The organism is Mycobacterium sp. AZCC_0083, from assembly GCF_014202335.1.
In the GTDB taxonomy this organism is placed as follows: Bacteria; Actinomycetota; Actinomycetes; order Mycobacteriales; family Mycobacteriaceae; genus Mycobacterium.
Genome location: NZ_JACHGP010000020.1, coordinates 104,273 through 130,497, shown reverse-complemented (window position 1 = coordinate 130,497; position 26,225 = coordinate 104,273). Strand labels below are relative to the sequence as shown.

Here is a 26,225-nt window from a genome sequence, read left to right as displayed (position 1 = left end):
GATACCCGGTTACGGATACCCAGTCGCGCCCCTGGTAGATCAGTCTTTTGCGGGCTGCGAGTTCAATGGTGGAGCCAGTACCGGCATGCGCGCATGGATCGAAGTGTCTCGAGACCTGATCGGCGCTGAATCGAAACCAGGCACCTCGGCCACAACTGCGGCACAGCCACTCCATAGCAATTCGGTGTTTGCTCGGCGCTCATTTGCCAGGCGAGGGCACGGGTGCGACGCTTTTGGTCACGATGGCGTGGCGCCCGAGTTACGCTACCCGGGAATGGCGCGGTCGGGGGGCCGCGCCAGCTTGTGTGGAGAGGATGGGCTGGCGGCCCGTGTCTGGACAATCGCCGCGGTGGCAGGCCACCGCTCGCCTGCTTCGGCGGACCGGTTTCGGCGCAACGGGTCCGCAGATCGACGTGGTCGCCAACCAGGATTGGTCGGTCTACCTCGATACCGTTCTGGCCCTCGACGCCGACCGCGATCCTGGCGCCGTCGCGACACCACGCCCCACCCCCGTGACGCCCGCAACGCCGGGCAGCGGCACCCGCGCCGCCGATCTGAACGCGATCACCCTTGAACTGGCCCAGCAGATGAAGGACATGACCGCCTGGTGGGTGCGGCGGATGGCGGCCGTTGACGAGCCGGTGCACGAGAAGCTAACTCTGTTGTGGCACAACCACTTCGCTACATCGGCACAGAAAGTCCCGGTGGCCGAGTGGATGGGGATGCAAAACCAGAAGTTGCGCACCCTCAAACTGGGCGACTTCCGCACCCTTGCCCTCACGATGCTGACCGACGCCGCGATGCTCTACTGGCTCGATGGCGCAAGCAACAGCGTGAAGAAGGCCAACGAGAACCTCTCGCGAGAGTTCATGGAGCTCTTCGCACTCGGTCGCGCGAACGGTTACACCGAGATGGACGTGCGGGAGGGCGCGCGGGCTCTCACCGGGTGGGGCATCGGATACGGCGGCCAAACGGCAGTGGCATACAGCCAGTTCGACTCGAAGGCGAAGACGATCTTGGGTGCCACGGGCAACTTCGATCACGTCGGCTTCTGCGACGTCGTACTGAGCCAACCGCAGTCCGCAGCGTTCGTTGCTGGAAAGCTGTGGCGGCAACTGGCTTCCGACGCAGAACCGTCACCAGCGGCGCTGGGCCGACTGATCGCCGCGTACGGGCCGCGGCGGGATCTCAAGGCACTGACGAAGGCGATCCTGCTGGATCCCGAGTTCACCGCAAGCACCGGTTCGATGGTCACCGCCCCGATCGAGTGGATGGTGGGCGTGGTCCGAGCGCTCAAGGTGCCCCTCGATCAGACGTGGCTGATCGACGCGATCCTGGTGGCACTGACCGTAATGCGCCAACGTCCGTTCTATCCGCCTGACGTCAACGGCTGGCCCCATGGGCAGGCGTGGCTCTCGACGACGAGTACCACGGCGCGGGTGTGGGCGGCCGAGAAGTTCTCCTCGATGGGTGACCTGTCCACCGTCGAGGACGCCGCCGAGGATGACCGCATCGACGCCACCGGCTACCTGATTGGCGTCGGCGCGTGGACCGATCGCACGGTCACCGCGCTCAAGGAACTCGTCGACGACCCGAAGCGGCTCGTCGCGGCTGCCGTCAACACCCCTGAATACCTGACGGCGTAAGGGGATTCGACAAGTGCCAGAAATCAACCGTCGCAAGTTCCTGATCGCCGGTGCCGGCGTCGGGGCGGCGGGGCTGCTGACCGGCGTCGTCGGGATCACCTTGCCCGAGTTGCTCGACGCCGCGCGCGAACGGCCGCTTCCCGTTGGCAGCGGAATCCTGGTCATCGTCACGCTTTACGGCGGCAACGACGGCATCAACACCGTCATCCCCTACACGGACAACGCCTACCACGAAGCCAGGCCCGACCTGGCGTACGCACCCGATGAGGTGCTGCCCCTCGACGGTCAGTTCGCGCTGAACCCGGCCTTTGCGGGACTGGCCGGGTTGTGGAGGTCCCGTCGGCTGGCCATCGTGCGCGGCGTGGGCTACCCGAATCCCGATCGCAGCCACTTCCGTTCGATGGACATCTGGCAGACGGCCTCCCCGAAGGACCCGGTGCCAACCGGCTGGATCGGCCGTTGGCTGGATGCGGGCGGCGACGACCCACTGCGCGCAGTCAACGTCGGCGCCGTGCTACCGCTCTTGGCGGTCGGCGAAAAGCAGCTCGCCTCAGCACTTTCCGACACCATCCCGCGCATCCCCGACGGTATCGCGTCGACTCTTGACTCGTTGAGCAAGGACGATCCGCATGACACCCCTGCGATGTCCGCGGTACGCAGGAGCTATCGCGCAAGCAAGATCACGGAACCCGAATTCGGCAGGGTGGTCAAGGGAATCGACCCGACCGCGGCGTCGCAGAGCGCCGACGAGGATTCCCTTGAGGCTCAGCTCGATCTGGTGGCCCGATGCGTGAAGGCTGCGGTGCCGACGCGCGTGTACATGGTGTCGCTGAGCGGCTTCGACACCCACGCCGACGAGCGCGGGACACAAGAGGACCTGCTCAAATCCGTCGACCAGGCGCTCACCCCATTCCTGCGACAGATGCGCACCAATTCGTTCGGCAAGAAGCTCGTCGTGATGATGTATTCGGAGTTCGGTCGCCGCGTCGCCGCCAATGCCTCCCAAGGCACCGACCATGGCTCGGCAGGGCCCGTGTTCCTTGCCGGCGCGCCGGTGAAGGGCGGCTACTACGGCGACGAGCCGACCCTGACCGACCTGAACGACGGTGACCTGAAGGTCACCACGGACTTTCGCGACATCTATCACGAACTGTTGAGCAAGACTCTCGAGTCCGATCCCGTCCCATCGATCGGGCCAGGCCGACGCAACATCGGTTTCCTCTGACCTCGGCGCGATCGACACCAATCCGAGGGGGCAACCCAAGCCATTCCACGAGTAGCCCCGGGTGTGGGAGCATCGGCGCATGAACTCGCAGGAGGACCCCGAGGCCCGGATCCGGGATCTGGAACGTTCCCTCTCCGACGTTGCAAGCAACTCCGAACTCGGGTCAAGCTCGTCCGAACTGGGTACGAGCACGTCCGAATTGGGAGCGGGGCAGTACGGCGGCAGCTACAGCACTCCTCCGGGGCAACAGCCACCTCCACCGCCGCCCCCGGGATACTCGCCAACGGGATATCCGCAACCGGGGTACTCGGCATCGGGGTACTCCACCGCGCCCTATGCGGCCCCGTACACCAGCCCCTACCCCACGACGCCGCGATCGACCGGAGGCTTCTCCTGGTGGTGGTTGGTCGTCGCGACGTTCCTCGTCGGCGGCGTGGCGGTCGGGGCAGGCGTCGCCGTGTTCGGCACGCACCTGTTCTCCAGCGGGACCTCGATCACCAGCAGCCCCCGCGACCGCCCGAGCATCTCCGGTGGCGGCGGCGTCCTCACCAACATCCCCACCCCACCCGACGTGTCCGGCGGCATCACTCAGGAGCCGCAAATCCAGGCGCCCACGGCGCCAGGTGGCGTCGTCACCATTGGCGGCATCAGCGCGAACAAGACGATCGCCTGCAACGAAGGCACCGTCAACATCAGCGGCATGGAGAACACGATCGTGATCACCGGACACTGCCTGAGCGTCAACGTGTCCGGCATCGAGAACATCGTCACCGTGGATAGCGCCGACTCGATCGTGGCCTCCGGCTTCGACAACAAGATCACGTTCAAGACGGGCTCCCCGGAGATCACCAACTCCGGCGGAGACAACGTCGTCGAACAAGGCTGACCATCGACCGAAACCCGTTCGGCGACAACCTCATCGCTTCAACGCCTCCCTGCGGTCCGTAGTCGATTCGGCGGTGCGCGACCACGCAATCACAGCGGCGGCGCCGACGATGGCCAGCCCTCCGCACGCCTGAGCCACCGAGACGGGCTCACCGAGCACGAGCGCCGCCAGCACCACCGTGGACACCGCCTCCAGCGTCATGACGACCGCCGTCTTGCTGCATCCGATGCGTGACAGTGCCGCGAAGGTCAGGGTGAACGCCACGGCCGTCGCCACGCCGTAGGCGGCGATCTGCAGCAGGTGACCGGACGGAAACTCAAGGCTCCCAGCGACGGCACCGCGGATGGCGGACGATCCCGCGGCGCCCGACGCCACCCAGCACGCGGCGGTCATCGGGTCGCTTCGCCTACTGAACTCCTTGCCGACGATCAGGTACAAGCCGTACGCGACGGCCGCCGCCAACGCCAGCACGACCCCCACGGTGGAGATGGCGACGTCACCGCCGGCGGCGACCACCGCGAGGGTACCGACGGTCGACAGCACGAGGGCCTGCAGTATCGGGCCGCTCAGTCGAATTCTCTTGCGGGCCAATTCGATCAGCACGACGATCGCCGGGTAGGTATAGAACAGCAGAATGCAGGCGCCGGCCACCCCGTGCTCCATCGACAGGTAGAACAGCGTTGATTCGGCGGTGTAGCCGATCGCTCCGAGCAGCACGATCGGCAGCCACTCGCCCGGCAGTGGCCGGATCGCCACCTGGCGGAGCCAGAGCGTGATTGCGAGCAGGACCGCGGCAACGGCGAACCGGGCAGACAGGGCGGTGGCCGAATCGACGCCGGCGGCGGCCAGAGCACGCCCGATCACGGTGGCAACGCCGTAGGCCACCGCTCCCCCGGCGGCCAGGCCAACGCCGATCACGCCGGTCCGCGTGTCAGAGGCAATCAACGTGGTCATGGCATTCCTCGGCAGTCGGGGCGGTGGGTGCATGCCGAGGTTAGGAGCGGCGACCGCATCACCTCACGCGTAGTTCACTACTCGCATTTCACGGCGGCGTTACCCATGTGCCCTGGTTGGGCCACCGGATGTTCAGCTGGCCGCGCTCCCACCAAGTTCACAGGATCGACTCCTACACTCTGCGCACCGATACGGAAGGTGCGTGCCCCGATGCAACCGAACCAACTCGACCCGGTGGCCGGGGAACGACTTTCGCACGCGGACAAGCTGTTCACCTCCGACCTGTCGGTCAACGAGTTCGCCCTCCTGCACGGCGCGGGATTCGAACCGATCGACCTCGTCATGGGTGTCTCCGTCTATCACGTCGGATACCAGTTCAGCGGAATCAGACAGCAGTCGGAGCTGCCGACCCTCACCGAGGCGACGTATCGGGCGCGCTGGAACGCCATGTCGCGGATGCAAGCCGAAGCCGACCAGTTGCAGGCCGACGGCGTCGTGGGCGTACGACTCGAATGGCGACACCAGGGCGAGGGCGAACACCTCGAGTTCATCGCGGTCGGCACCGCGGTGCGGTACACCCCCAAGCCCGGCGCCTATCGCCGTCCGAACGGACAAGCCTTCAGCAGCCACCTTTCGGGCCAGGACATGACGACCCTGCTCCGATCGGGATACAGCCCCGTCGCATTCGTGATGGGCAACTGCGTGTTCCACATCGCCGTGCAGGGATTCATGCAGACGCTCAAGCAAGCGGGACGCAACGCCGAGATGCCGCAGTGGACCCAGGGCAACTACGAGGCACGGGAACTGGCGATGTCCCGGATGCAGGCCGAGGCGGAACGGGACGGCGCCAACGGCGTCGTCGGCGTCCAGTTCGAGATCGCCAACTACGCGTGGGGGCTGCACACCGTCGAGTTCTACGCGGCAGGCACCGCGGTGCGGCGCACCGGCAGCGGTGAGACCATCACGCCGTCGTTCGTCCTACCGATGAGCATGTGATGACGGGGCTCGACTCCGATGAGGTGAGCCGCGTCGTCACGACGGCACTGTCAGGGGCGGGCGGAGTTGCGTTGGTGGTCAACGTGTTCGCAGGCCTTCCAGGGGTGGACCACACGCCCGCGCGACGCGGTCTGTTCCGGTCCGAGCCCGAGCGCATCCTGATCGGTGACTGGCGCTACGAGGTTGCGAGGGATGGGCGTCTGCATGCCGCACACTTCGTGAACGGCATCGTCATCGCCGAGGAGACTCTGACGGCCGGCGTCGTGGGTCCGCACGTCACCCGTGCGCTGGAGCAGATCGTCATCCGATACGGTCCGGCGACCATCCCGAACATCCACGCCGCGATCGAGGCGCTCCGGATCAGCTGCGGCGGAATCTGACCGCCCGCAATCTCCTGCTGATCTCCACACAACCTCCATGCAGTGACACCCCGTTGCGCTGCACCATCGAGTCATGTTCACAAACAGCAAACGAGTCAGCGCTTTCCCAGCGGTGCGAGCCGCATTGTCCATCCCCGTCGCAGCAGCCGCTGTGGCCGTCGGGCTGCTTGCCCTGCCTGCAGCTCCGGCGAACGCCGAGTCGGCGAACGTCACGATCGGTCTGCTCGAGGCGCAGGGCTTCGACGTCAAGGTCAACCGCATCGGTAGCGCACCTCTGGACGAGTGCGTGGTGACCGACGTCTTCAACCCGCGCGAGCAGAGGCGGGTCGAGCGCTTCGGCGACCGACGCGTCGAGGTGGTGTTCCGGCGCACCATCACGGTCTCGCTGGACTGCTCGAACCGTTAGCGGCCGCGGGACCGGCGGTCGACCTACGCTTCGCGTGTCGGCCACCGGTTCGCATCACTGGTTTGAGTAGCAAACATCGGGGTACCACTTCTCGACGGTCTAGACACGAGCGTCCTAGGCCGCTGAGCGTAGGGAGGCGCCAGTCATGAACGTTCGCCGAATCGCGCGATTCGCCTGGGCGGTGACGGTCGCTCTCGGAGCCGTGGCGCTTGGCGCAAACGCGCCGTCCGCGTTCGCGCAACCGTGTCCCGACGTACAGGTCGTGTTCGCGAGGGGTACCGGCGAGCCACCCGGCGTCGGCGGGATAGGACAGACGTTCGTCGACGCGGTGCGGGCACAGTCCGGCGGCAGGTCGGTCGACGTGCACGCGGTCGACTACCCCGCCAGCAGTGATTTCGCCGACCAGCTCGCCTTCGCAGGAACCGTCGTCGACGGGATTCGCGACGCGGGCGCGCACGTTCAATCCATGGCCGCGGACTGCCCCGCCACCAGGATGGTGATCGGCGGTTATTCGCAGGGTGCGGTCGTCGCCGGTTTCGTCACCTCGGCCGAGGTGCCCGCGGGCGTACCCGCCGCGTACGGCTCCTACATACCCAAGCCGATGCCGCCCGCGGTGGCTGACCACGTCGCGGCAGTGGCCCTGTTCGGGAAGCCGTCGGATGTGTTCCTGCGCGACTACGGCGCGCCGCCGATTGTGATCGGCCCCGCGTACGCGGGCAAGACGATCGAGCTGTGTGCGCCAGGAGACACGATCTGCGACGGCACCGTCGGTGGCGGGCCCACCATCGCCCACGCCCTGTACTCGATGAACGGGATGGTCGACCAGGCCGCCACATTCACCGCAGGTCGGCTGTAGTCGGCGTTGCCGTCATCGCGGAGGCAATGCTGCGGGCAAGTAAGTACCGCCACGCGCGGTCGGCCTTTTCGCGACGCCACCTGGAAGTCTGGGCAACGATGGGAACTTCTTGCGACCCCGTCGCGCGAACGTTGGGGAATGATGAGACGATCGTTGAATGACCGAAGACGCGGGGGCAGCTCAAGCGCGGGCACTGCTTCGGGAACTGGGCGAACACGTCGCCGAGATCTCGCACAAACTCGAGGCGGCGGAGCTGCGCGGCGCTCGTACTTCCATCCGCGGCGCCACGCACGACCGCAGGCACCGATCCACGTTGCGCAGGGAGCTGTACGAGGCGCACCGCCTCATCGACGGCCTCCATCGCCGGTACCCCGAGACACTCCCCCGCACTGGCGCGGCACGGGGTGGCCGGGTGCTGTCGGCCAGCTGATCGCCAGCACCACGCCAGCTCACTCGTTCGGCGGTGTCGGCGCCCGCGCACTGCCAAGCTGGCACCCGTGGCTCCACATCGAGGCATTGACGGTCACGTCGTGCGTCTGCGGGACGGGCGGTCGCTGGGCTTCGCCCAGTACGGTCGGCCCGACGGCGTCGTGGTCGTCAATGCGCACGGCGGCCTGGTCGGCCGACTCGACGTCGCCGCGGCTGCACCCTTCGCCGAGCGGGCAGGGGTTCGGCTGATCTCACCGGACCGGCCCGGGATCGGGCTGTCCGATCCGCTACCCGGGCGCACCATGCTCGACTGGGTCGACGACGTCGCCGAACTCCTCGATCAACTCGGTGTCGACCGGCTCGCGGCGATGGGATGGTCGATGGGCGGGCAGTACGCCGCGGCCCTTGGTCATGCCATGCCGTCCCGGGTGACGCGGGTCGCGATCATCGCCGGGGCCCTACCCTTGACCGAGCCGGGGGTGTTCGCCCAATTGCCACTGTTTGACCGCGCATACACCCGGCTGTCACAACGGGCGCCGTGGGTTGCGCGCCAATGCTTCCGGACGATGGCGTTGATCGCCCGGTCGGCGCCCACCCTCAACGGTCGGCTGGCCGCACGGGAACTGGGCGGGGCGGATGCCGCCGTCCTGGGGGCCGAAGGATTCGACGTGTTCTCACACGTGTCATACGAAGGACTGCGGCGCGCTTCCGGTGTCATCGAGGACTACCGCGCCTGGGCATTGCCGTGGGGGTTCGCGCCCGAGGACATCGAGGTCCCGGTCGACGTCTGGTCGGGAGCGGAGGACGAACTCGTGCCGGCCGCCTGGGGACGCGAACTGGCGCAGCGCATTCCGGACGCGACGCACTACGTTCGAACCGGCGGGCACTTCGTGGCACACCTGCACTTCGAAGAACTCTTCGAGGCGCTGCTGCGGTAAGCCCGCTCGGCCATCCGGGAACGCGGTCTCACCCGTTCAGCACGCAATCGCAGTAGCCGTCAACGGTCTGCCCCAGGCCCGCGCCGCCCCATGCCGCATCGCGTCGGGATCACCAGTGGTGAGAAAGGTACGTGCGGAAGGGCTTTCGGCATGCCGAGCCTGCGGATGCCGCTCAGCCACCGCGGCAGCCAGGCGCTCAGCCGGATCGATCAGCAGAGCGTCCGGCAACGCCGCCGCGAACCAGCGGCTCGCGGCCGGATAGTGGGTGCAGGCCAGCACCAAGGCATCGACCCGACGCAGCGGCCCGAGAATCCGTGCCAGGTCCGCGAGGAACTGCGGCGAGCCGACGCGACCGGCCTCGATGTGCGCGGACAACGGCTGCGCCACCCGTGACAGTGTCACCCGACCCGTTCGGGCCAGCCCGCGCCGGTAGTGGCCGCCGGCGATGGTGCGCCGTCCACCCACCACTCCCACCGACCCGGCGATCTCGTCGGGAACGGAGGCCACCCCGTGACCGATGATTCCCTCCACCGGAATGGGTGCCGCGCCAAGCCGTCCGACCACAGTGCTGGCCGCGTTGCACGCCAACACCACCTCGGTGGCCCCTCGCTCGGCGAGTGCCGCGACCACGGCGGTGAGGCGGGCGGTCAGCTCATCGGTCCCCATCCGGCCGTAGGGGGTGACCCCGGTGTCGGCCCAGTACAGCAGCGGCAACCCGGGCGCCAACTGGTCGAGAGCTCGCACCAGCCCGACGCCGCCGATGCCCCAGTCCACGATGCCGAGGCACGGAGTCGCCGCCATCATGGGTAGGTGAGGGGTGCGGTTTGGCCCTTGGGCAACGGACCAGAATCGAATGCCACCACCCGCTGAGTCGGGGTTGCCGTCAGTGTCTCCAATCGCCGGCCGGGGAAACGGCTGCCGAAGTACCAGAGATACTCGTGCTCGGCCCGGATCGGATTGTGCCGCAGCATTTCCCGCCAGTCGGGATGACTCGTCAGATCAGCCAGGTCAGCGGTGAACTGCGGCCGTGCACGCCGTGTCCGCAGATGCGCAACGGCTGACCGCGCGAGCACGCCCAACTCACGCACGCGCACCGGGTGCTCGACCATGTCGACCACCCATAGCCGACCGCCAGGCGCGAGCACCCTCCGGATCTCGGCCATCACCGGATCCCAGTCCAGGTACCGGAAGGACAGAAACGAGATCACCACGTCGACGTGATCGTCGGGAACGTCGAGCGCCGGACCGTTGACCTTGCCGAACCGCAACCGGGCCCGGTCCTGGTTGCGCATGCGCGCCCGGTCGAGCATCCCGGCGGAGCTGTCGAGTCCGATCCCGAAGTCGATGTCACCACCGTCGTCCATGGCACGGAGCAAGGCGCCATTGCCGCAGCCGATCTCCAGCACCCGCAGGGGACGGCCGAGCTCGGCGCGGGCGTTGGCCACGCGGTCCGCCACCCACTTCCACTCGGCGTCGCGGACCCTGATGTCGGCGTAGGCGCGATCGTAGAGCTCGGCGACGCGATCGTAGGAGCGCTCCGGCTTCGTGGCGGCGGGAAGGCTCTGCAGTGGCGCCTCCGCGGCGGTGCCCAGATACTTGCGGATGCGGCCTGCCCACCCGTGCGATTTCTTGCCGGGCGCAGCGATCAGATAAAGGTCCTGTCGCGCAGTCGGATTGGGGCCTGCCCAGGCAAAGTGATCCTTTCTGGCCGAGACGGTGGTGTAGTTGTGGTTGCCAGACGCCGGAACTCCGAAGACGTCGGCGAAGAAGGGTGCAAACCAGCGCGCCGTGCGGCAGGCGTGAAAGTGCGCCCGCCCGTTGGGGGCGAACGGAATCGCCATGGTCCGCCACTCGTGCGGCGAGAACTGCTCGGGCCAGTCCGTCGAACCGAACATCGGTCCGTACATCCCGGCATGGCTGATCAGGTGCAGCTGGCTCAGCGCACGGCCCGAGCCGGTGAACCGGGCCATCTCGGCGAGGAAGTCAGCCTTGTGATGCAGCCCGGAGATCACCACCTCGGCGTCGGGATGCGCTGCAGCCAGCTCGCGGGCCATGGTGGCCGCGGCCACCGCGAACTCACCCGACCCACCGCGGTAGTGCGTCGTGTGGGCCACCCAAATCAATGGGGCTGTTTCAGTTTTGGGTGCGACGTCCGCGAACGGGATGCGGGGGTGATCACCTTCGGGAATCCAGGCGCCGTAGTTGCCCACCAGTTCCAGCACTTCGGCCCGCTCCATGTCGAACAACCGCATGCCGGGAGCCGGCGGGCTGTAGAGATGCAGGCTCAGACCGCCCTCCGCAGCACCCATGTCGTGGATGTCGTCGGGCGAGATGTCAATCGCTTCGCCCTCGGGCCGCGTGGTGGTCTCGGCGACTACCAGTCGTGCGCCGTCCCAGCGGAATCGGCGCTCTTGGAACGTGCCCTCCACGGCAATGACGAACCCGCCCGCGCCGCCGTGGTCGTGCGGCGCGCAACGGTGCCCGGGACGCCAGCGGGCGACCATGATCTCGACCTCGTCGTCGGCACGCAGAATCAAACGGGAGTACGGCTCGCCCTGCTTGGGTGGTCTTGCGATGGCATCTAGTGCCGGCCCGGCCTGCGCGACACGGGCAAGCAACTCGGGGCCTGGGACGTGGCGGCGGATCGCGACGTCGGCCAGGGCGTCGAACAACGGAGCCAGGTCGGCGAGCCGGTTGCGCTTCACGGACTGCCGTACGTGCGGAATCGTGGTCATGCCTCGAAGTCTGTAGCGGGCACCTTGATGGATTCTTGGAACGCCTCTCCACACGTACATCGAAAGTCTGATAGGTTTTGGAATACCTCTTGGTATTTTACTGCTCACGTTCGGAGCGATCCATGAAGATCCTCGTCACCGGCGCCACCGGCTACATCGGAAGCGCCGTCGCCACGGCGCTCGTCGCCAGAGGACACGAAGTCCTCGGATTGGCGCGTTCCGAGCAGTCGGCGGCGAAGCTGCGTCAGATGGGTTTGGCTCCGGTCATGGGCGACTTCGCCGACTCCTCGAGTCTGGCGAACGCCATCATCACCTCGGACGTCGACGCGGTAGTCAGCACCGCGAGTGTCGGCGCCTCTCAGGGAGACAACGCCGACACATTCGCCAGGGATCGGGCGGCCGTCCGGGCAATGCAGGAAGCGCTCGGGAGCTCAGGCAAGGCATTGGTATTCACCAGCGGCTCAGCGGTTTTCGGCGTCTTCAACGGCGGCGATGCGACCGAGGCCGTCTATGACGAAGACGCCGCTCTGCCGCTGCCCGAGGAAGTATTCGCACCCCGGTCGGCACGCGTGTACCCGATGCTGGTCGCTGGACTCGGTGAGGCGATGGCCGCACGAGTCGAGACAGAACACGTCGTCCTCGCTGACCCCGGTGTCCGTGGCATCGTCGTGCGACCGGGACTCGTCTATGGCAACGGCGGCAGCCTCGACGTTCCGGCCGTCATTGCCATGGCCCGCGCCAACGGACGCGGCGCTCATCTCGGGACGGGCGCGACGCGGCAGAGCTACGTCCACATCGATGATCTTGCAGATCTCTACTCCCTGGCGGTGGAGCGTGCGCCGCAGGGAGCAGTTCTACATGGCGTGGTCGAGGATGTGAGCCATCGCGACTTGGCGGCGGCCGTCAGCCGGATGATCGGTGCCGGCGATCGAACCGACAACTTCACCTTGGAGCAGATGCTCGGGCTCAACACGGTTGCACGACTAGGGCTTCGGCTCACTCGGGGCCTGCCATCCAGCATCACCAGCAGGCTCGGCCGCGCACTGACGCCGCCGCCGAGCTTCGGCACGGGCATCAGCCTCTGCCTCAACAAGCGCCTGTCCTCGGACAAAACGCGTGACCTCGTGCAGTGGTCACCCCGCCGCACGGACATCCTGGAGGACGTGGAATTCGGGTCGTATGCGCGCCTCTCCACCTAGCGGCTTGGCTAGGCTGTCATCGAGATACCTCATGATCTTCGAATGACGAAGGGCATCGGGGCGAGCGAAGCGACGGGGTTTTGATCCGGGGCGAGCGAAGCGACGGGGTTTTGATCCGGGGCGAGCGAAGCGACGGGGTTTTGATCCGGGGCGAGCGAAGCGACGGGGGGGTTTGATCCGTGCCACCTACCCGTTTGTCCAGGGCCGAACAGCAGGCCGCCACCCGGGAGCGGCTCCTCTCCGCGGCACAGGAAGCGTTCTCGCGGCTGGGATATGGCGGGGCGTCGGCGGACATGATCGCCGCCGAAGCCGGCTACTCGAAGGGCGCCTTCTACTCGAACTTTCCCAACAAGGAAGCGATCCTGCTGGAACTCTTGCGTCGGTACTCCGAGCGCGACATGGCGGATCTCGAGAGGCTTGTCGGCCTCGAACCCAACGATCTGCGTGCAGCGGTCACCGACTGGCTCAACACCGCGTTCGTGAACAGCGACTGCCCTGAGCTGGCCATCGAGCTGCAGTTACATGCCAGGAGAAGCCCGGATTTCGCGAACGAGTACTACGCGCTGCAGCGCAAGCAGATCGACGCCCTCGCCCAAATCCTGCGCGACTACTTCGAGAAGCTGTCCGTGGCATTGCCGATCGATGCGCGAGACCTGGCCGCGTCGATGATGGCACTGGCCAACGGCATTCGCCTGCAGCAGCCGACCGATCAGTCGTCGGAGCCGAGCAGTGCCGGACAGGTGGTCGACGCGATCCTGGGCATCCTGACGTCGAGTCCCAGGGTTCGGAAACACTAAATACCGATTGTCCTTCAAATACCTATCAGTATATGGTGGCGCGATGAAGTTCTCTTCAGGCGGCACAGACACTCCGCTATCCGGCGACAGAATGTCGGCCACGAGTGATCTGAGTCGATCCGGGAGACGCCGTAGATGAGATGTCCGCTCTAGCCCGATCGGTCATCCGGGATGCGGGCCATCGGATTTTCGGTCGTGGTGCTCGCCGTGAGCGCTTGGCAGCGTGTGGAACCGAATCCAGCGAGGCGTCGCTTGGCCCGCCCAAGGTCACGGCGACGTTCAACGTCGGCGCCGGTCCGATGCCCGACGTCGCGTCGGACGCTTCTACGCACAAGGCGTACGTGACCAGCAGCGGCGACGACTCGCTCCATGTCGTCGACGCCGAATCACGCATGGCCACGATCAAGGCCCGAAGTGCCCGGTTCCAGGGACCCGATCCCAGGGCACCCGCGGACGGCAATGCATCGAGCTGCAACACCAGTTCGAATGCAATCCCTCAGGTTTCATTCATTCAGCATTGGTTCCGCCAGCTCCGTGACCGCCGATCGGCCGCGAAGCGCCGTGGACCCCCGCATTGCCCAGTGGCACCGTTCGGTCGCCTGGGCTCGGGCGATCGCATCGCCGGACGCCAAAACTCTGGAACGCCAATCTTTGGCGCGATCGGCCAACCGGGCGGCCTCGTTGACTACGTCACCGACGACCGTATATTCGTAGCGGTTCTCAGCGCCGATGTTGCCGGCGAACACCGGACCCGCGGACACTCCGATACCGAAGTCCACGAGGGGCAATTTCTTTAGCTCGGTGCCGAGCGCTCTTGCTGTCGCGAGCGCGGCCGACGCTGGCTCTTCGATGCCGAGCGGGGCCCCGAAGACTGCCAGTACGGCGTCGCCTTCGAACTTGTTGATCAGACCCTGACGATGATCGACGGCGGCGACCACGATGCGGAAGAAGTCGTTGAGGATTTCCGCCACTGCCTCTGGTGGGCGGGACGCGGCAATCGTGGTTGATCCCACCAAGTCGACGAACAATACGGCGACCTCTCGGACGTCGCCGGACAGCGAGTCGTCTTGTTGAAGTGCGTGGCGCGCAACGTCGACGCCCACGTGGCGTCCGAAGAGGTCGCGGAGCTGTTCGCGTTCCTGCAGTCCTGCCACCATGCGGTTGAACCCGATCTGCAGGCGGCCGATTTCGGAGGGCTCGTACACGTCGACGAACGCCCCGCTTTGGCCTCGTTCCACCTGGGTCATAGCGACGACGACGTCGCGAACGGGATCCGAGATCGACCGGGCAACCAAGACCATCGCCCGAAATCCAAAGAGGAGCGACATAGCGGCGAGCACAAGAATTGGCGTTTCGACTGGCGCTGACTTCTGGACGAACCATCCGTTGGAGCGTGCCAACACGATCAGCGCGATCCCCGCCGTGGGCAGCGCACTGAAGAGAGCCCAGGTAATCATCAATCGTGCTAGCACGCCGGGCATTTCGCCGGTCGCCGTTGCCGTCTTCATCGAGGCCGCAAGAATGGGGCGCAAGGTCCGCTGCGTTATGAGGTAGCCCAGGCAGGCGGTGGTGGCACCCCCGACCAAGATGGCCGCGCCGATCATGTAGGCGACACCGCCGCCAGAGTGGAGGTTGACCAGAGAAAACACCGCACCGCTGGCTGCCCAGATACCGAACTGGACGATGGTCTGGCGAGTAGCGATGCTCAGCGCCGCGCGTTGTTGTGCCGGCGTTGGTTCAGCGCCGTCGGCGAACCAGCGGAAGGACGGAACCATGTTGAGGACTCCGGCGACTGCACCGACGGTGGCCGAGACTGCGACCAGACCGCACAGCGCGATCAGATTCCTCGTCGTGAGCAGGTTGCTCGCGTCACCTACGGTGTTTCGGGTGAGCGAGACGACTACCAATGAGACTGCCGCGGCGGCGAGGATGTGCGCGAACGTCAGCCCCGCCGCGTAGCTGGCTCCGAGTCGAATGGCCGCTTGGCGCCGGCTAGCCATTCATTGCCCGTGCTCGGGAGTGGCGGGTCCAATCCTAGGTGTCACCGCGTACCCAAAGCGATTGCCCGTTCGTTGCGATGCAGGTGAGGAACATCCCATCGGGCGCTTGCGCGACGTTGTTGTCGTAACCCACGCAGTTGCTGTCCAGTTCTTTGATGCCTGCCATCGAAGGTGACCGAAAGTATCTGGGCGCGAACCTTCTTGGCGAACCGCAGAAGACCAGCCGTCCCCACGACGTGGTCGCGAACACGTAGTAGGTGGTGCTATCGCACGGTGCGCCGATGACCGCGCCGGGGGCGATGCCCGGTGTGCAACTGGGGACGTCGCAGGCAGTCGGTTCGGCGGCGGCAGGCGGTGCGGCCACTACCCCTACGGCCAGCAACACAGCGCCCGCCAGCATGTCGAATCGGACCACTTTACGAGCCCATGGGCGAAGGAGGTTCGGCGTTTCCCGGACTGCTGTTCGCCTGCGATCCGCGATCATCGATCTACGCCACCTCGTCCAGCCTGAACGGCATCCTGATGACAAGCAGTTTGTTGACGCCGCAGGCGCCGCTGGGGCCCGTCGTTCTCTCCTCGCCTCCCAGCGTTGGCGACCCGACCGCCACGTAGCCCGTCGCGTCGACGGGCCAGAATCTGTACCTCTGGTGGCCCGGGGCGGCGGTGCCGTCGGGACACTTCTCCCAGTTCGGAACTTCGCGCTCGACGATCCATGCGTCGCTGTTGTGGCGAATCGGTGCGGTCCAGCCCTGGTCACTCGTCACCTGGCCGGTGCAATCGACGGGGTTGGAACACGTAGACGTGATGGTCCAGGTGCTCCTGACAGTCGTCTCGTCGTGGTAGGAATCGTTCGTCTTCGCCCAATCGCCGTTCGACGTGGCGAGGTAGGTCCCATTGAGGGCGAGGCCATCTCCGGAAGCGCGGGCGGACGCCGGTGTGCCCACGCCGACGATCACCGCCACCGCGACCGCGGTTGCGCAGGCGATCACACCACGTGTGCTCATCACTCGCTCCTCTACGCAAAACGCTGACTTGCGATCGGCGGAACCGATCGAGAGGCCGGCTCGGCCGAATCTAGGTGGGCAGCATGTCCTTCCACGTCTTTGGCGCCGCCTGCGCCACTAGGTCCGACTGTTCGAACACCTGGCCATCGGGAGTGACGTACATGCCTGTCTGCGGGTTGTATTGCACGACGGCAACCGAAGGCCCCGCCCCCGACTCGGCCGTGCGCAACGAACTCGGAGCTGCGGGCGCCACACCACCATCGGCGGCGGTTGGTGGTGGAGCCGCAATTGGTGATGGCGGTGCCTGTACGGCTGGCGACGGAATCTGAGCGGGCTCTGGTAGCGGTGGAGCACCCTCGGGGCCTTCAGGTGCCCGCGGCGGAGGCACTCCCGGTGGCATCGGCGTCCCTTCCACCGGACCGAAGATGTTGTCGCCGAAGGTAACCCGGTCATCGGGCGGGATGCCCTGCGAGATGAGGTTCGGGTCCAGCGGATAGGGGCCGGTCGCATGTTGGCGCAGCGCCAACGGTTGATACCCGTTGGGGTCGTTACACAATTGCACGGTCGGCGCACGCTTCCCGGGGTGCCCCATGCACGGGTAGTTGCGGGCACCGCGAACCACGATGGGTGAATCCTGGGGCAGTTTGCAGTACAGCCCGTCGGGGGTATCGACCGTGGACGTGTCGGCTGGGGATCGCCACTGCGAGGGTGGGAGAAACCCAACAGTGCATGCGGGCGGATCGCCGATGCTGACGCCGAAGTCGCCAAGGGGAAACCCGGTCGGGTTGTTCCTGGACAGGCCGAACGCCTGCGTGGAGGCCACCGAGGGCGGTAGCAACACCAAGAGTTGTTCCAGTGACGGGTGGTATGTCACCGCGACCTGGCCGATTGTGGTGAGGTTGGCGAGCAGCACCGGCAGGGTGGGTTTGACCTGGTTGAGGAGTCGAGACACCTCGTTGGCGGCGCCGGGACCGGTTTGCAGAAGCGTACGCACCTGTTGGTCGTCCGTCGCTACCTGCTCGGTGACTCCGGCTAGGCTGCGCGCCCAGGTCCTGATCGCGTCGGTGGTGTCGGCTTGCGAATCCAACAGCGGCGCGACGTCGTCGACCAGGGTCCGCGTGGAGTCGGCGACGCCGTTGACGTCGCCGACCACCTTGGCTGACGAGTCGAACAGCGAACCCAGGTCGTAGCCGGCCCCGTTGAGACCCTTGAACGACTCGTCGAGCAATCCGCTGAGTTTGTCCTTCGGAATGCTGGTGATCAGGGCACTGACCTGATCCAGCATCGGGCCAACCGCTTGTGGAATCGTGGTGTCGCGCGCCGGGATTACCGAGCCGTCTTTCAGGTAGGGCCCCGAGTCTGTGTGTGGCCGCAGGTCGACGTACTGCTCGCCGACCGCCGAGATGCTGCGCACCTCCGCTTGCAGGTCTGCCGGGATCCTGGGCGACGTGTCAAGGGATAGCGTCGCTTTCGGGCCGTTCGGCGTTAGCCCGACCGCGGTCACCTTGCCGATCTGGACTCCTCGGTAGGTCACGTTGCTGAAGCGGTAAAGGCCACCGGAGGCGGGCAGTTCCAACGTGACGGTGATGCGGCCGACACCGAGCAGGGTCGGCGCCTGAATGTAGGAGAAGACCATCACCAGCACGCCGACAATCGACGCAATCGTGAAGATCGTCAACTGGATTCGGACGAAACGCGTCAACATCATCCACCCGCAAAAATCTGAAGTGGCGAACTTCCGGGCGGTGGCGGCGCTTGTGCCGACATCGGCGGAACCACCGGTAGCAACGGCTCCGTCACCGGTGGCATGGACCCGGCTTCGGCGGGCACCGCCAGCGCGGTTGCGTCCGGCGGCGGCGCAGGATCCGCGGCCGGCGGGTTGACGCCGACGCTGAGGGGGTCATAGCTGTAGTTCAGATACCACGGGTCCCCCGGCGCCGGCACCAACTCAGCGCCCTCTTGACCCCAGCGGGTGCCCAAGAACAATGTCCGCTTGAGTCGGGGAACCGTGAGGTCGAGGATGGCGTAGAAGTTCACGTAGTCCCCTCGGACGGCTCGGTCGATGAAGCTCTGGGCGTACGGGTATACCGTCGCTTGGGCAATCGCGGCATCCAGGTCCGGTCCGATGTCGGCGAGCGCTTTGATCGTCGGCTCAAGGTTCTGCAAGTTCTTCACCAGGTCCGCCTGCGTGTCGTTGACGAGCCCGCTGGCGGTGTCGCTGAAAATCCGTAGCTTGTCCAGGGCCATCGTGATGCGCGGCCGCTCCTTGTTCAAGACGTCCAGTGCCGGGGGTATCTTGCGCAGCGCTTGGGTGATGACGTCGCGCTGTTCGGCGAACGTCGCGGCAAGTCGGTTCAGTGCCTCAACGGAGGCGATGATGCTGTCATGCTGTTGGTCGAGCATGCCGACGAAGGTGTCGAGGCGAGTGATCAGGTCGCGAACCTGGTCTTCCCGGCCGGACAAGGCGGCGTTGAAGTTGTGGATGATGTCGCCGATCTGCCCCAGTCCTCCGCCGTTGACGACCGCCGACAGCGATGACAACGTCTGCTCGGTCGACGGATACGTCGAAGACCTGTTGAGTGGAATGGTGGCGCCCGGTTGCAGCCGCCCGGTCGGCGGCTGGCCGAGCGGCGGGTTGACCGCGAGATGCATGGATCCCAGCAGGCTGGTCTGCCCGACGCTTGCAACAGCGTTCGCGGGGATGACGGCATCGGGTTTCACCGAGATCTCGACGTCGGCGTGCCAGCCTTGCACCGTCATCTTGCCCACGCTGCCAACCACGACGTCGTCGATCATGACCGGTGAATTCGACTCCAGCGTACCGACATTCGCGATCTCGACGTGGTAGATGTTGGCGCCGGTCCCCCGGCCCACCGCGCCGGGTAGCGGCAACGAATTCACGCCCTGGAAGGCACACCCTGTCGCCGTCACCGCGACGCTGCACGCGATGACGAGCAGTCGGCGCGTCGATCGTGCGCCCGTCATGATGGTGGTGTCCCTTCCGCGGGGAGTGGTGCGCCGGGCAGCGGCCCGCTGGGCGCCGGGGCCTCAGCCGGAAGCAACATGTCTCCCACGCTCGTCGGCGCGGCGGGCACCGGCGCTCCCGGAAACAGTGCAGGTGAGGGAAAGGCCGGCAAATGATCGGGTGCCGACGGGCCAGGTGCGACTCCAGGCGGCGGCTGCCCGTACCCCGGGGGCGGCGGCACATCTCCGTTCAGCCCCGTATACGCCGACACCGTGGGCGGTATTTCGGGCGGCCCCGGCGTCGGGCCGGCGCCGCCGGGTGCCAGGCTCGGGTCGGAGTAGACGATGTTGTCCGGGCTTGCTGACTTCGTCAGGTACGGGTTGACCGGAAACGGCAAGTAGTTGAAGTTGAGCAGGCGCATCGCGGGGCCGAGGTACTGCGCGCACAGCTTCGCCGTTTCGGGCGCGGTGATGTTCTCGATGCCGCCGATCGCCGAGCAGAAGAACGCCACGGGGTTGGAGAAGTTGTTGACCACGAACTGGCCGACGGCAGCTCCGGTGTCGGGGTTGTAGATGTTGTAGAAGTTCGCGAACCCGTTGGGCGCCGCGTGAAGGACGTTTTCGAGGTCCATGCGGTGATCGACGAGGTTCTGGGTGACGTTGGTCAGCCGCTGAATCTGCTCGGCGGTCTGGTCACGACTTCCCGCGATGAACCGCTGCACGTCGCCGACCGCCACCGAGAGGTCGGTCAGCGCGGCATCCAGATTGGACCTGCTGTCGTTCACCACGCTGGTCAGCGTGGCGAGCCGGTCACCGAACTGCACGATCTGGGTGTTGCTGTCGCGAAGGGCCGTGACGAATGTCTGCAGATTCTTGATGATGTCGACGACGTTGCCGCTGCCGTCGGCCAGGATCCGCCCAACCCCGGACAGTTGAGCCAGCGTCTGCCGCAACTTGTCGCCGTTACCGCCCAGCGCGTCGGCGGCGCTGTCGATGAACCGTGCTACCGACGTGCTGGAGATCTGGCTGGTCGGCCCCAAATCTGTTGCCAATCGCATCAATTGGGCTTTGACCTCGTCCCATTCGACGGGTACCGCCGTCCGTTCGACCGGGATCACCGCGCCGTCGGACATCGTCGGGCCGCTGGACCGGTATGCAGGCGCGAGCTGGACATAGCGGGCCGCGACCAGATTTTGGGCGACGATCACCGCCTTCGCGTCGGCCGGGATGGCCACGTCGCGATCGACGTCCAGCGTCATCTTGGCCTGAGTTCCCTCCGGCTGGATGGAGGTGATGCTGCCGATCTTGACGCCGGATACCCGAACCTCGTCACCCGGGTAGACCGCGGTGGCGGTGGTGAAGTAGGCGGTGATCGTCTTGGGCCGGAAGAACGTTTGCCGGACGACCAGTGCCGCGCCGACGACGAGCAGCGCTGCCAGGACGACCGCCAGCCCGGCCGCAAACCGCTTGCGGGACATCATGGGTGGTCCCCCGGCTGTGGGATTCCGTTGTAGGGGAACGGCAGCTCGGCCCGAGGCCCGGCGTTGTCCGGCGGTTGCCCGGCGTCGACACCCCTTCTGAACCCGAATGCGTAGTCCAGGAACGGCTGCAGCATTTCTGCAGGTACGAGATTGGGCACGTACGCCTGGTAGAAGGGACCGTTGGCGACGGCCTCGCCCTGGGTGATCTCGAACTTCGCCAGACCCGGCAATGCCTTGGCGATGTTGTCGCGGTTGCGCTCCAGCATCGCGGTGACCGAATTCAGTTTCTGCAACGCCGGCTCCAGCTCCCGTTCGTTGTCGTGCACCAGACCCGACAGCTGTTGGGCCAGCGCTGATGTGTTGGCGAGCAGGTCGACGATCGCCTGCCGGCGCGCCACCAGCACCCCGAGCAGGTCGTTGGCGTTGAGGATGAGCGTGTTGAGCTGTTGGCTGCGTTGCGACAGGATTCCGGTGACATCGCTGGCGCTCTTGAGTAGCGCGCCCAGCGACTCGTTCCGGCTGTTGAGCGACCGCGACAACCGGGTCAGGCCGTCAAAGGTCGGTCCCAATTGCGGTGCTATCCGCTCGATCGTCTCGGACAGCGTGTCGAGGGATTGGTTGAGCGAACCGGTGTCGGTTCCCGCGGCGTTCGTCGTGAGGTCGCTGACCGCCTCGGTCAGCGAATACGGCGAGGACGTGCGCGCGACCGGGATCACGTCGGACGGATGCATCGTCCCGGCGCCCGCCGACTCCAAGGTCAGTGCCCGCTCTCCCAGCAGCGTGCCCGTCCGAATGTGGGCGGTGGTGTCCGACCCGAGCGCAACCGCCCCGTCGATGGTGAACGTCACCAAGGCATCGCCGTGCTGCAGCGCCACGTCCGACACGGCGCCGACCTTGATGCCGGAGACGGTCACGTCGTTGCCGGGGGCGAGTCCGCCGCCTTCGGAGAACAGCGCCTGGTATCTGATCGCGGTCGCCATTGACCACAGCCGCTGGGGCTGCAGCCCGATCGCGATGACGAGGACGATCAGGACGACGCCGATGAATCCGGCACGAATGAGATTGGATCCGCGATACTTGAGCATTAGGGCTCGCTGCACCTCCCGCCTTCTTGTTTGACCCAGGGAAAGACCACCGTCCGGCCCTGCAGGTCGCTGGCCCGGAGGCTGATTCCGCAGAGGTAGTACGGGAACCAGCTGCCGTACGAACCGAGCCGGACGAGTTTGCGGTAGTTGTCCGGCGCCTTCTGAAGTGCGAGGTCGATGCGGTCCTTGTCCTGATCGAGCAGCGGGGCCACTCGATTCAGCTGGTCCACCGTGCCCGCCAGCGGCGGGCGCGCATTGGTCAGCAGGTCCGCGATGGACGCGGTTCCGTTGTCGAGGGACTCGATCGCGGCTCCGATCGGATCGCGGTCTTGCGACAGGCCGGTGATCAGCTTTTCCAGACCGTCGATTGCGCTGGAGAACTTGTCGCCATCCTTGGCGAGCGTGGCCACCACTGTGTTCAGGTTGTCGATCAGTTGTTCAACCACCTGACCGTTGTCCGCCAACGTGTTTGAGAACGACGATGTCTTCGACAGGAGGGACTCCAGAGTGGCGTCCTGGCCCTGGAAGACCTGTACGAGCGAGGAGGTGAGCGCGTTGACGTCCTGCGGGTTGAGGCCCTGGATCACTGGTTTCAGCCCACCGAGCAGCAGATCGAGGTCCAGTGCGGGCTCGGTACGGTCGACGGGAATCTGCGATCCGGCTGGCAGCACCCGCGTCGAGCCGGGACCGTCGACGAGCTCGAGATAGCGATCGCCGACCAGGTTGAGGTAGCGCACTGCTGCCTTGGTGCCTGCGGTGAGCACGACGCCGTGGTCGGCGTCGAACCGCACCACCACCGTCTTGTCCGGGCGCAGCGAGACCGTGTTGACGGTGCCCACCCGGATTCCGGCGACCCGCACGGAGTCTCCGGGCTCAACGCGCGATGCGTCGGCGAACACGGCGGAATAGCCATTGGTCGCACCGGTGCGGTATTGGCCGAAGATGAGGAAGAGGAAGGCGGTCATCACCGCCATCACCACGACGAATGACGCGAACTTCAGGAACGTCGCGCGTCCGGACCGCATCATCCGGGCTGCCCGATCTGTGCGGAGTTGCGCGGTGGCCCGTCGATCGGCCCGAACAACAGCTGCTTGAGGCCGTCGGAGTTCAGCAGGATTCCCTGGTTTCCGTACTTCCAGGGGCTGGCGCCGACGTCGGCGACCAGGAACGGTGGACGCACCCCGGCGGGCACGTTCGGCAGGCCCTGGCAATGCGGACCGCCGGTTGCGGCGACCTTCGGGAGGTCGCTCGGATAACGATAGCGGTCGACCCCGAGCGCGAAGCTGATCAACACTTCGGCACCGGGCTCGGGCAGTGGCGGATTCTTGGTGAATGCCACCATGCCGGCCAGCGCGCAGTTCAACCCTTCGTGGTACTGGCTCGTCAGGTCGGTGGTCGGCACCAGCAGATGCAGGACATCGGCTAGCGGCTGCCTGTTGGTGCCCACGACGTCGTTTCCGATGTCGGCCAACCCGATCGCGCTGACCAAGAGCGCGTCCAGGTTTTGTTGCTCGTCGACGAAGGTCTGGCTGATTCGCGTCGCGTTGTCGGCGGTCTTGATGAGGTCCGGCGCCGCATCGGCGTAGGCGCTGAACACGTCGGGCGCCACGGCGATGTCATGGCTCAGATTCGGAAGACTCGGCTCCAACTTGGCAAGAAGGGAATCGAGATCAGTGAGCATCTGACCGATCTTCTCGCCACGGCCATTTAGTGCGGACGCGATCGCCCCAAGGGTCTCATTGAGCTTTTCGGGCTCAATCGTCGACAGCACCGACGTGAGTTGCTCGAACACCGTGTTGATCTCCACCGTCACGCGTTTGGCGTCGAGCACCTGTCCGGCGGACATGGCCGTCGGCGACGGCTCGGCAGGAGGGATCAGCTGAACGAATTTGGCGCCGAACACCGTTGATGACGTGATGGCCACGAGCACATTGGAGGGAATGAGATGCAGCTGAGACGGTTCCATCGCCAGGTGAATCGCGGCTTGGCCGTCCGGCCGTTCCTCGATTGAATCGACCTTGCCGACCTGCACGCCGAGCATCTTCACCTTGGCATCGGGATTCATCACCAGGCCGGCGCGCTGCGCAATCACGGTGACCGGAACGGTTTCGGTGAAACCACCGCGGAACAACCCGACGGCAAGGGCGACGATGGCGACGATGGCGACAACCATCGCCAGACCCGCAAGTGGACGCGCGTACCCGCGCGCGCCGAAACTTTGCCCAGGCGATGCAGCGACAGGAGTAGCGACGCTGGCGGTTTCAGACCGGTGGATCGGACCCGGGCCCAGGTTTTGCGTCACGACTTGTCCCCTATCCCGACAGATTGAAGTTGCCGTTGGAGCCGTAGATGGCAAGCGAGACAAGCAATGTCACCGATACCACCACGACCAGGGACGTACGCACCGCATTGCCCACCGCGACACCAACACCAGAGGGACCTCCAGTGGCGAAGTAGCCGTAGTAGGTGTGGATCAGCAGGATGGCCAATGCCATCAGAATCGCCTGCAAGAACGACCACAACAGGTCGATCGGGTTGAGGAAGGTGTTGAAGTAGTGGTCGTACAAGCCGCCGGACTGCCCCAACAGGAAGACGGTGGTGAACTGGCTCGCCACGAACGACAAGATGACCGCGATCGAGTACAACGGCGTGATCGCGATCATCCCCGCGATGATCCGGGTGCTGACCAGGTACGAAATGGGCCGGATGGCCATGGATTCGAGCGCGTCGATCTCTTCGTTGATCCGCATGGCACCCAGTTGCGCAGTCACCCCGGCGCCGAAGGTGGCGGCCAGGCCGATGCCCGCGACGATCGGCGCCGAGATGCGGACGTTGACGAATGCCGCCAGAAATCCGGTCAACGCTTCGATGCCGATGTTGCCCAGCGAGCTGTATCCCTGCACGGCCAGCACGCCGCCGGTCGCCACGGTCAAGAACCCGACGATCACCACGGTGCCGCCGATCATCGCCAAGGTGCCTGCGCCCATGCTGATCTCGGCGATCAGGCGGATGATTTCACGCGTGTAGTGGGTGGCCGCGAACGGCGCCCCGGCGATTGCCTTGCCGTAGAACAGCGTGTGATCGCCGATCCGGCCCAGAAGCGAGATCGGCTTACCGAGCTGGTGGGTAGCTTGCGGGTAGAGGGCTCTCAGTGTCATCGCAGCCACGTGGTCACCTGGCCGTCATTTGGATGCCGATGGCGGTGACGACCACGTTGATGACGAACAGCGCCATGAATGCGTAGACCACGGTTTCGTTGACGGCGTTGCCCACCGCCTTGGCGCCACCACCGCTGATCGTCAGCCCGCGGTAGCAGGCCACCAGGCCGGCGATCAGGCCGAACAGGGCGGCCTTGACACAGGAGATGATCACCTCGGGGACTCCGGTCAGCAGGGTGATGCCCGCCGCGAACGCGCCGGGGTTGACCCCCTGGACGAACACGGAGAAGAAGTAGCCGCCGAGGATGCCGATGATGACGACCAGGCTGTTGAGTAGCAGCGCCACCAGACCCGAGGCCAGCATCCGCGGGGTCACCAGGCGTTGCACCGGATTGATGCCCAGCACTTCCATCGCGTCGATCTCTTCGCGGATCGTGCGCGACCCCAGATCGGCACACATCGCCGTCGCGCCCGCACCGGCCACGATGAGCACCGTCACGATCGGACCCACTTGGGTGACCGCACCGAACGCCGCACCGGCACCGGACAGGTCCGCCGCCCCGAGTTCGCGCAGCAGGATATTGAGGGTGAAGCTGACCAGAACGGTAAACGGAATCGCGACCAGCAAAGTGGGAGCAAGCGCAACCCTGGCCACGAACCAGGCCTGCTCCAGAAACTCTCGGCCCTGAAAGGGCCTGCGGAAAACGAACTTGACCGCGTCGGCCGACATTGCGAACAGCCCCCCGACGGCCTGCATCCCCGCAGAGAGACTGCGCGGCGCTGAAAGGCCCGGCGACCAGCGGTCCACCGATGATCTAAACCCCATCAGATCCCGGTCCGTCCAGAACGGTGACGGCCACCATCGCGAACAGGCCGCCGACCGCCTGAAACAGACCGACGATGTTCGTCCGGGGCATCGATGCTCCTACCTCTTGATCACGCCGGTACTGGCGTTCAAGCGTCGGTTCTCATTCAGCGGCACTCATGGCTACCCTCGACACCGTAACGTATCGTGTTCTCTCAGCAACACCATATATAGCGCATCAAGGTAGAGTGCCATGGTACTAACGGTAGACGATTGACCTC

At 65.8% G+C, this 26,225-nt stretch carries 25 protein-coding genes; 11 read left to right on the top strand and 14 right to left on the bottom strand.

Features of this window, described 5'->3' with window-relative positions; translation table 11 throughout:
- Positions 1 to 329 precede the first annotated feature (329 nt).
- The 3 genes from HNP02_RS36065 to HNP02_RS36055 all read left to right on the top strand — a co-directional run bounded on the left by HNP02_RS36065 (position 330) and on the right by HNP02_RS36055 (position 3,757).
- Positions 330 to 1,646 (top strand): DUF1800 domain-containing protein, encoded by a 1,317-nt coding sequence (locus HNP02_RS36065; protein ID WP_309241812.1) that lies wholly within the window; start codon positions 330 to 332, stop codon positions 1,644 to 1,646.
- 13 nt (positions 1,647 to 1,659) lie between these two features.
- The gene (locus HNP02_RS36060) at positions 1,660 to 2,871 is read left to right on the top strand and encodes a DUF1501 domain-containing protein (protein WP_184445443.1); all 1,212 of its coding nucleotides are present in this window, start codon (positions 1,660 to 1,662) and stop codon (positions 2,869 to 2,871) included.
- A gap of 79 nt (positions 2,872 to 2,950) precedes the next feature.
- Entirely contained in the window at positions 2,951 to 3,757 is an 807-nt protein-coding gene (locus HNP02_RS36055) for a DUF3060 domain-containing protein (protein WP_184445442.1), read from the top strand.
- A 30-nt stretch (positions 3,758 to 3,787) separates the two neighbouring features.
- Here the strand turns inward: HNP02_RS36055 and HNP02_RS36050 are convergent, their stop codons facing one another.
- Entirely contained in the window at positions 3,788 to 4,711 is a 924-nt protein-coding gene (locus HNP02_RS36050; RefSeq protein WP_184445441.1) for a DMT family transporter, read from the bottom strand.
- A 210-nt stretch (positions 4,712 to 4,921) separates the two neighbouring features.
- On the opposite strand from HNP02_RS36050, the gene HNP02_RS36045 reads away from it, so the two are divergent.
- The 6 genes from HNP02_RS36045 (at position 4,922) to HNP02_RS36020 (ending at position 8,716) form a co-directional block, all read left to right on the top strand.
- A complete protein-coding gene (locus tag HNP02_RS36045) occupies positions 4,922 to 5,707 on the top strand; it encodes a heavy metal-binding domain-containing protein (RefSeq protein WP_184445440.1) in 786 nt (261 codons plus the stop codon).
- Positions 5,707 to 6,087 carry a DUF5073 family protein gene (locus HNP02_RS36040; protein WP_184445439.1) on the top strand — a complete coding sequence of 127 codons (381 nt, stop codon included), beginning with the start codon at positions 5,707 to 5,709 and terminating at the stop codon, positions 6,085 to 6,087. Before HNP02_RS36045 ends, HNP02_RS36040 begins: the two co-directional genes overlap by 1 nt.
- Before the next feature lie 73 nt (positions 6,088 to 6,160).
- Complete coding sequence (locus HNP02_RS36035) at positions 6,161 to 6,493, top strand: hypothetical protein (RefSeq protein WP_221318401.1); 333 nt, start codon at positions 6,161 to 6,163, stop codon at positions 6,491 to 6,493.
- 145 nt (positions 6,494 to 6,638) lie between these two features.
- A complete protein-coding gene (locus tag HNP02_RS36030) occupies positions 6,639 to 7,349 on the top strand; it encodes a cutinase family protein (protein WP_184445438.1) in 711 nt (236 codons plus the stop codon).
- Between the two features lie 157 nt (positions 7,350 to 7,506).
- The gene (locus HNP02_RS36025; RefSeq protein ID WP_184445437.1) at positions 7,507 to 7,779 is read left to right on the top strand and encodes a hypothetical protein; all 273 of its coding nucleotides are present in this window, start codon (positions 7,507 to 7,509) and stop codon (positions 7,777 to 7,779) included.
- 67 nt (positions 7,780 to 7,846) lie between these two features.
- Positions 7,847 to 8,716, top strand: a complete 870-nt coding sequence (locus HNP02_RS36020) for an alpha/beta hydrolase (RefSeq protein WP_309241811.1) — start codon at positions 7,847 to 7,849, stop codon at positions 8,714 to 8,716.
- A 36-nt stretch (positions 8,717 to 8,752) separates the two neighbouring features.
- Here the strand turns inward: HNP02_RS36020 and HNP02_RS36015 are convergent, their stop codons facing one another.
- Together HNP02_RS36015 and HNP02_RS36010 are read right to left on the bottom strand one after the other, a co-directional pair.
- Positions 8,753 to 9,517, bottom strand: coding sequence for a glutamate racemase (locus tag HNP02_RS36015; RefSeq protein WP_184445436.1), 765 nt, complete (start codon positions 9,515 to 9,517; stop codon positions 8,753 to 8,755).
- Entirely contained in the window at positions 9,517 to 11,451 is a 1,935-nt protein-coding gene (locus tag HNP02_RS36010) for a methyltransferase domain-containing protein (protein WP_184445435.1), read from the bottom strand. Before HNP02_RS36010 ends, HNP02_RS36015 begins: the two co-directional genes overlap by 1 nt.
- Positions 11,452 to 11,573: 122 nt before the next feature.
- Here HNP02_RS36010 and HNP02_RS36005 point away from each other — a divergent pair, with 122 nt between their 5' ends.
- Entirely contained in the window at positions 11,574 to 12,650 is a 1,077-nt protein-coding gene (locus tag HNP02_RS36005; protein ID WP_184445434.1) for an NAD-dependent epimerase/dehydratase family protein, read from the top strand.
- A gap of 179 nt (positions 12,651 to 12,829) precedes the next feature.
- The gene (locus tag HNP02_RS36000; RefSeq protein ID WP_184445433.1) at positions 12,830 to 13,447 is read left to right on the top strand and encodes a TetR/AcrR family transcriptional regulator; all 618 of its coding nucleotides are present in this window, start codon (positions 12,830 to 12,832) and stop codon (positions 13,445 to 13,447) included.
- A 503-nt stretch (positions 13,448 to 13,950) separates the two neighbouring features.
- On the opposite strand, the gene HNP02_RS35995 is transcribed toward HNP02_RS36000, so the two are convergent.
- The 11 genes from HNP02_RS35995 to HNP02_RS35945 all read right to left on the bottom strand — a co-directional run bounded on the left by HNP02_RS35995 (position 13,951) and on the right by HNP02_RS35945 (position 25,896).
- A complete protein-coding gene (locus HNP02_RS35995; protein ID WP_184445432.1) occupies positions 13,951 to 15,447 on the bottom strand; it encodes an adenylate/guanylate cyclase domain-containing protein in 1,497 nt (498 codons plus the stop codon).
- Positions 15,448 to 15,481: 34 nt separating this feature from the next.
- Positions 15,482 to 15,847 carry a hypothetical protein gene (locus HNP02_RS35990; protein WP_184445473.1) on the bottom strand — a complete coding sequence of 122 codons (366 nt, stop codon included), beginning with the start codon at positions 15,845 to 15,847 and terminating at the stop codon, positions 15,482 to 15,484.
- Between the two features lie 88 nt (positions 15,848 to 15,935).
- Positions 15,936 to 16,451 carry a hypothetical protein gene (locus HNP02_RS35985; protein ID WP_184445431.1) on the bottom strand — a complete coding sequence of 172 codons (516 nt, stop codon included), beginning with the start codon at positions 16,449 to 16,451 and terminating at the stop codon, positions 15,936 to 15,938.
- Between the two features lie 70 nt (positions 16,452 to 16,521).
- Positions 16,522 to 18,156: an MCE family protein gene (locus HNP02_RS35980; protein WP_184445472.1), complete on the bottom strand. Its 1,635-nt coding sequence runs from the start codon at positions 18,154 to 18,156 to the stop codon at positions 16,522 to 16,524.
- Entirely contained in the window at positions 18,156 to 19,436 is a 1,281-nt protein-coding gene (locus HNP02_RS35975; RefSeq protein WP_184445430.1) for an MCE family protein, read from the bottom strand. Before HNP02_RS35975 ends, HNP02_RS35980 begins: the two co-directional genes overlap by 1 nt.
- On the bottom strand, positions 19,433 to 20,893 hold the full coding sequence (locus HNP02_RS35970) for an MCE family protein (protein WP_375373749.1): 1,461 nt from the start codon (positions 20,891 to 20,893) through the stop codon (positions 19,433 to 19,435). The genes HNP02_RS35975 and HNP02_RS35970 overlap by 4 nt, the downstream gene beginning before the upstream one ends.
- Entirely contained in the window at positions 20,893 to 21,981 is a 1,089-nt protein-coding gene (locus HNP02_RS35965) for an MCE family protein (protein ID WP_184445470.1), read from the bottom strand. Before HNP02_RS35965 ends, HNP02_RS35970 begins: the two co-directional genes overlap by 1 nt.
- Positions 21,981 to 23,006 (bottom strand): MCE family protein, encoded by a 1,026-nt coding sequence (locus HNP02_RS35960; protein WP_184445471.1) that lies wholly within the window; start codon positions 23,004 to 23,006, stop codon positions 21,981 to 21,983. Before HNP02_RS35960 ends, HNP02_RS35965 begins: the two co-directional genes overlap by 1 nt.
- Positions 23,006 to 24,283, bottom strand: a complete 1,278-nt coding sequence (locus HNP02_RS35955; protein ID WP_375373747.1) for an MCE family protein — start codon at positions 24,281 to 24,283, stop codon at positions 23,006 to 23,008. Before HNP02_RS35955 ends, HNP02_RS35960 begins: the two co-directional genes overlap by 1 nt.
- A 10-nt stretch (positions 24,284 to 24,293) precedes the next feature.
- Positions 24,294 to 25,139 carry an ABC transporter permease gene (locus tag HNP02_RS35950; RefSeq protein ID WP_184445427.1) on the bottom strand — a complete coding sequence of 282 codons (846 nt, stop codon included), beginning with the start codon at positions 25,137 to 25,139 and terminating at the stop codon, positions 24,294 to 24,296.
- A gap of 13 nt (positions 25,140 to 25,152) precedes the next feature.
- Positions 25,153 to 25,896 (bottom strand): MlaE family ABC transporter permease, encoded by a 744-nt coding sequence (locus HNP02_RS35945; protein ID WP_375373746.1) that lies wholly within the window; start codon positions 25,894 to 25,896, stop codon positions 25,153 to 25,155.
- Between the last annotated feature and the right edge of the window lie 329 nt (positions 25,897 to 26,225).

Coding starts and splice junctions, on each gene's coding strand:
- HNP02_RS36055 (WP_184445442.1), top strand. CDS start 2,951: ATGAACTCGCAGGAGGACCCCGAGGCCCGGATCCGGGATCTGGAACGT.
- HNP02_RS36050 (WP_184445441.1), bottom strand. CDS start 4,711: ATGACCACGTTGATTGCCTCTGACACGCGGACCGGCGTGATCGGCGTT.
- HNP02_RS36045 (WP_184445440.1), top strand. CDS start 4,922: ATGCAACCGAACCAACTCGACCCGGTGGCCGGGGAACGACTTTCGCAC.
- HNP02_RS36040 (WP_184445439.1), top strand. CDS start 5,707: ATGACGGGGCTCGACTCCGATGAGGTGAGCCGCGTCGTCACGACGGCA.
- HNP02_RS36035 (WP_221318401.1), top strand. CDS start 6,161: ATGTTCACAAACAGCAAACGAGTCAGCGCTTTCCCAGCGGTGCGAGCC.
- HNP02_RS36030 (WP_184445438.1), top strand. CDS start 6,639: ATGAACGTTCGCCGAATCGCGCGATTCGCCTGGGCGGTGACGGTCGCT.
- HNP02_RS36025 (WP_184445437.1), top strand. CDS start 7,507: ATGACCGAAGACGCGGGGGCAGCTCAAGCGCGGGCACTGCTTCGGGAA.
- HNP02_RS36015 (WP_184445436.1), bottom strand. CDS start 9,517: ATGGCGGCGACTCCGTGCCTCGGCATCGTGGACTGGGGCATCGGCGGC.
- HNP02_RS36010 (WP_184445435.1), bottom strand. CDS start 11,451: ATGACCACGATTCCGCACGTACGGCAGTCCGTGAAGCGCAACCGGCTC.
- HNP02_RS36005 (WP_184445434.1), top strand. CDS start 11,574: ATGAAGATCCTCGTCACCGGCGCCACCGGCTACATCGGAAGCGCCGTC.
- HNP02_RS35995 (WP_184445432.1), bottom strand. CDS start 15,447: ATGGCTAGCCGGCGCCAAGCGGCCATTCGACTCGGAGCCAGCTACGCG.
- HNP02_RS35990 (WP_184445473.1), bottom strand. CDS start 15,847: ATGCTGGCGGGCGCTGTGTTGCTGGCCGTAGGGGTAGTGGCCGCACCG.
- HNP02_RS35985 (WP_184445431.1), bottom strand. CDS start 16,451: ATGAGCACACGTGGTGTGATCGCCTGCGCAACCGCGGTCGCGGTGGCG.
- HNP02_RS35980 (WP_184445472.1), bottom strand. CDS start 18,156: ATGTTGACGCGTTTCGTCCGAATCCAGTTGACGATCTTCACGATTGCG.
- HNP02_RS35975 (WP_184445430.1), bottom strand. CDS start 19,436: ATGACGGGCGCACGATCGACGCGCCGACTGCTCGTCATCGCGTGCAGC.
- HNP02_RS35970 (WP_375373749.1), bottom strand. CDS start 20,893: ATGTCCCGCAAGCGGTTTGCGGCCGGGCTGGCGGTCGTCCTGGCAGCG.
- HNP02_RS35965 (WP_184445470.1), bottom strand. CDS start 21,981: ATGCTCAAGTATCGCGGATCCAATCTCATTCGTGCCGGATTCATCGGC.
- HNP02_RS35960 (WP_184445471.1), bottom strand. CDS start 23,006: ATGCGGTCCGGACGCGCGACGTTCCTGAAGTTCGCGTCATTCGTCGTG.
- HNP02_RS35950 (WP_184445427.1), bottom strand. CDS start 25,139: ATGACACTGAGAGCCCTCTACCCGCAAGCTACCCACCAGCTCGGTAAG.
- HNP02_RS35945 (WP_375373746.1), bottom strand. CDS start 25,896: ATGCAGGCCGTCGGGGGGCTGTTCGCAATGTCGGCCGACGCGGTCAAG.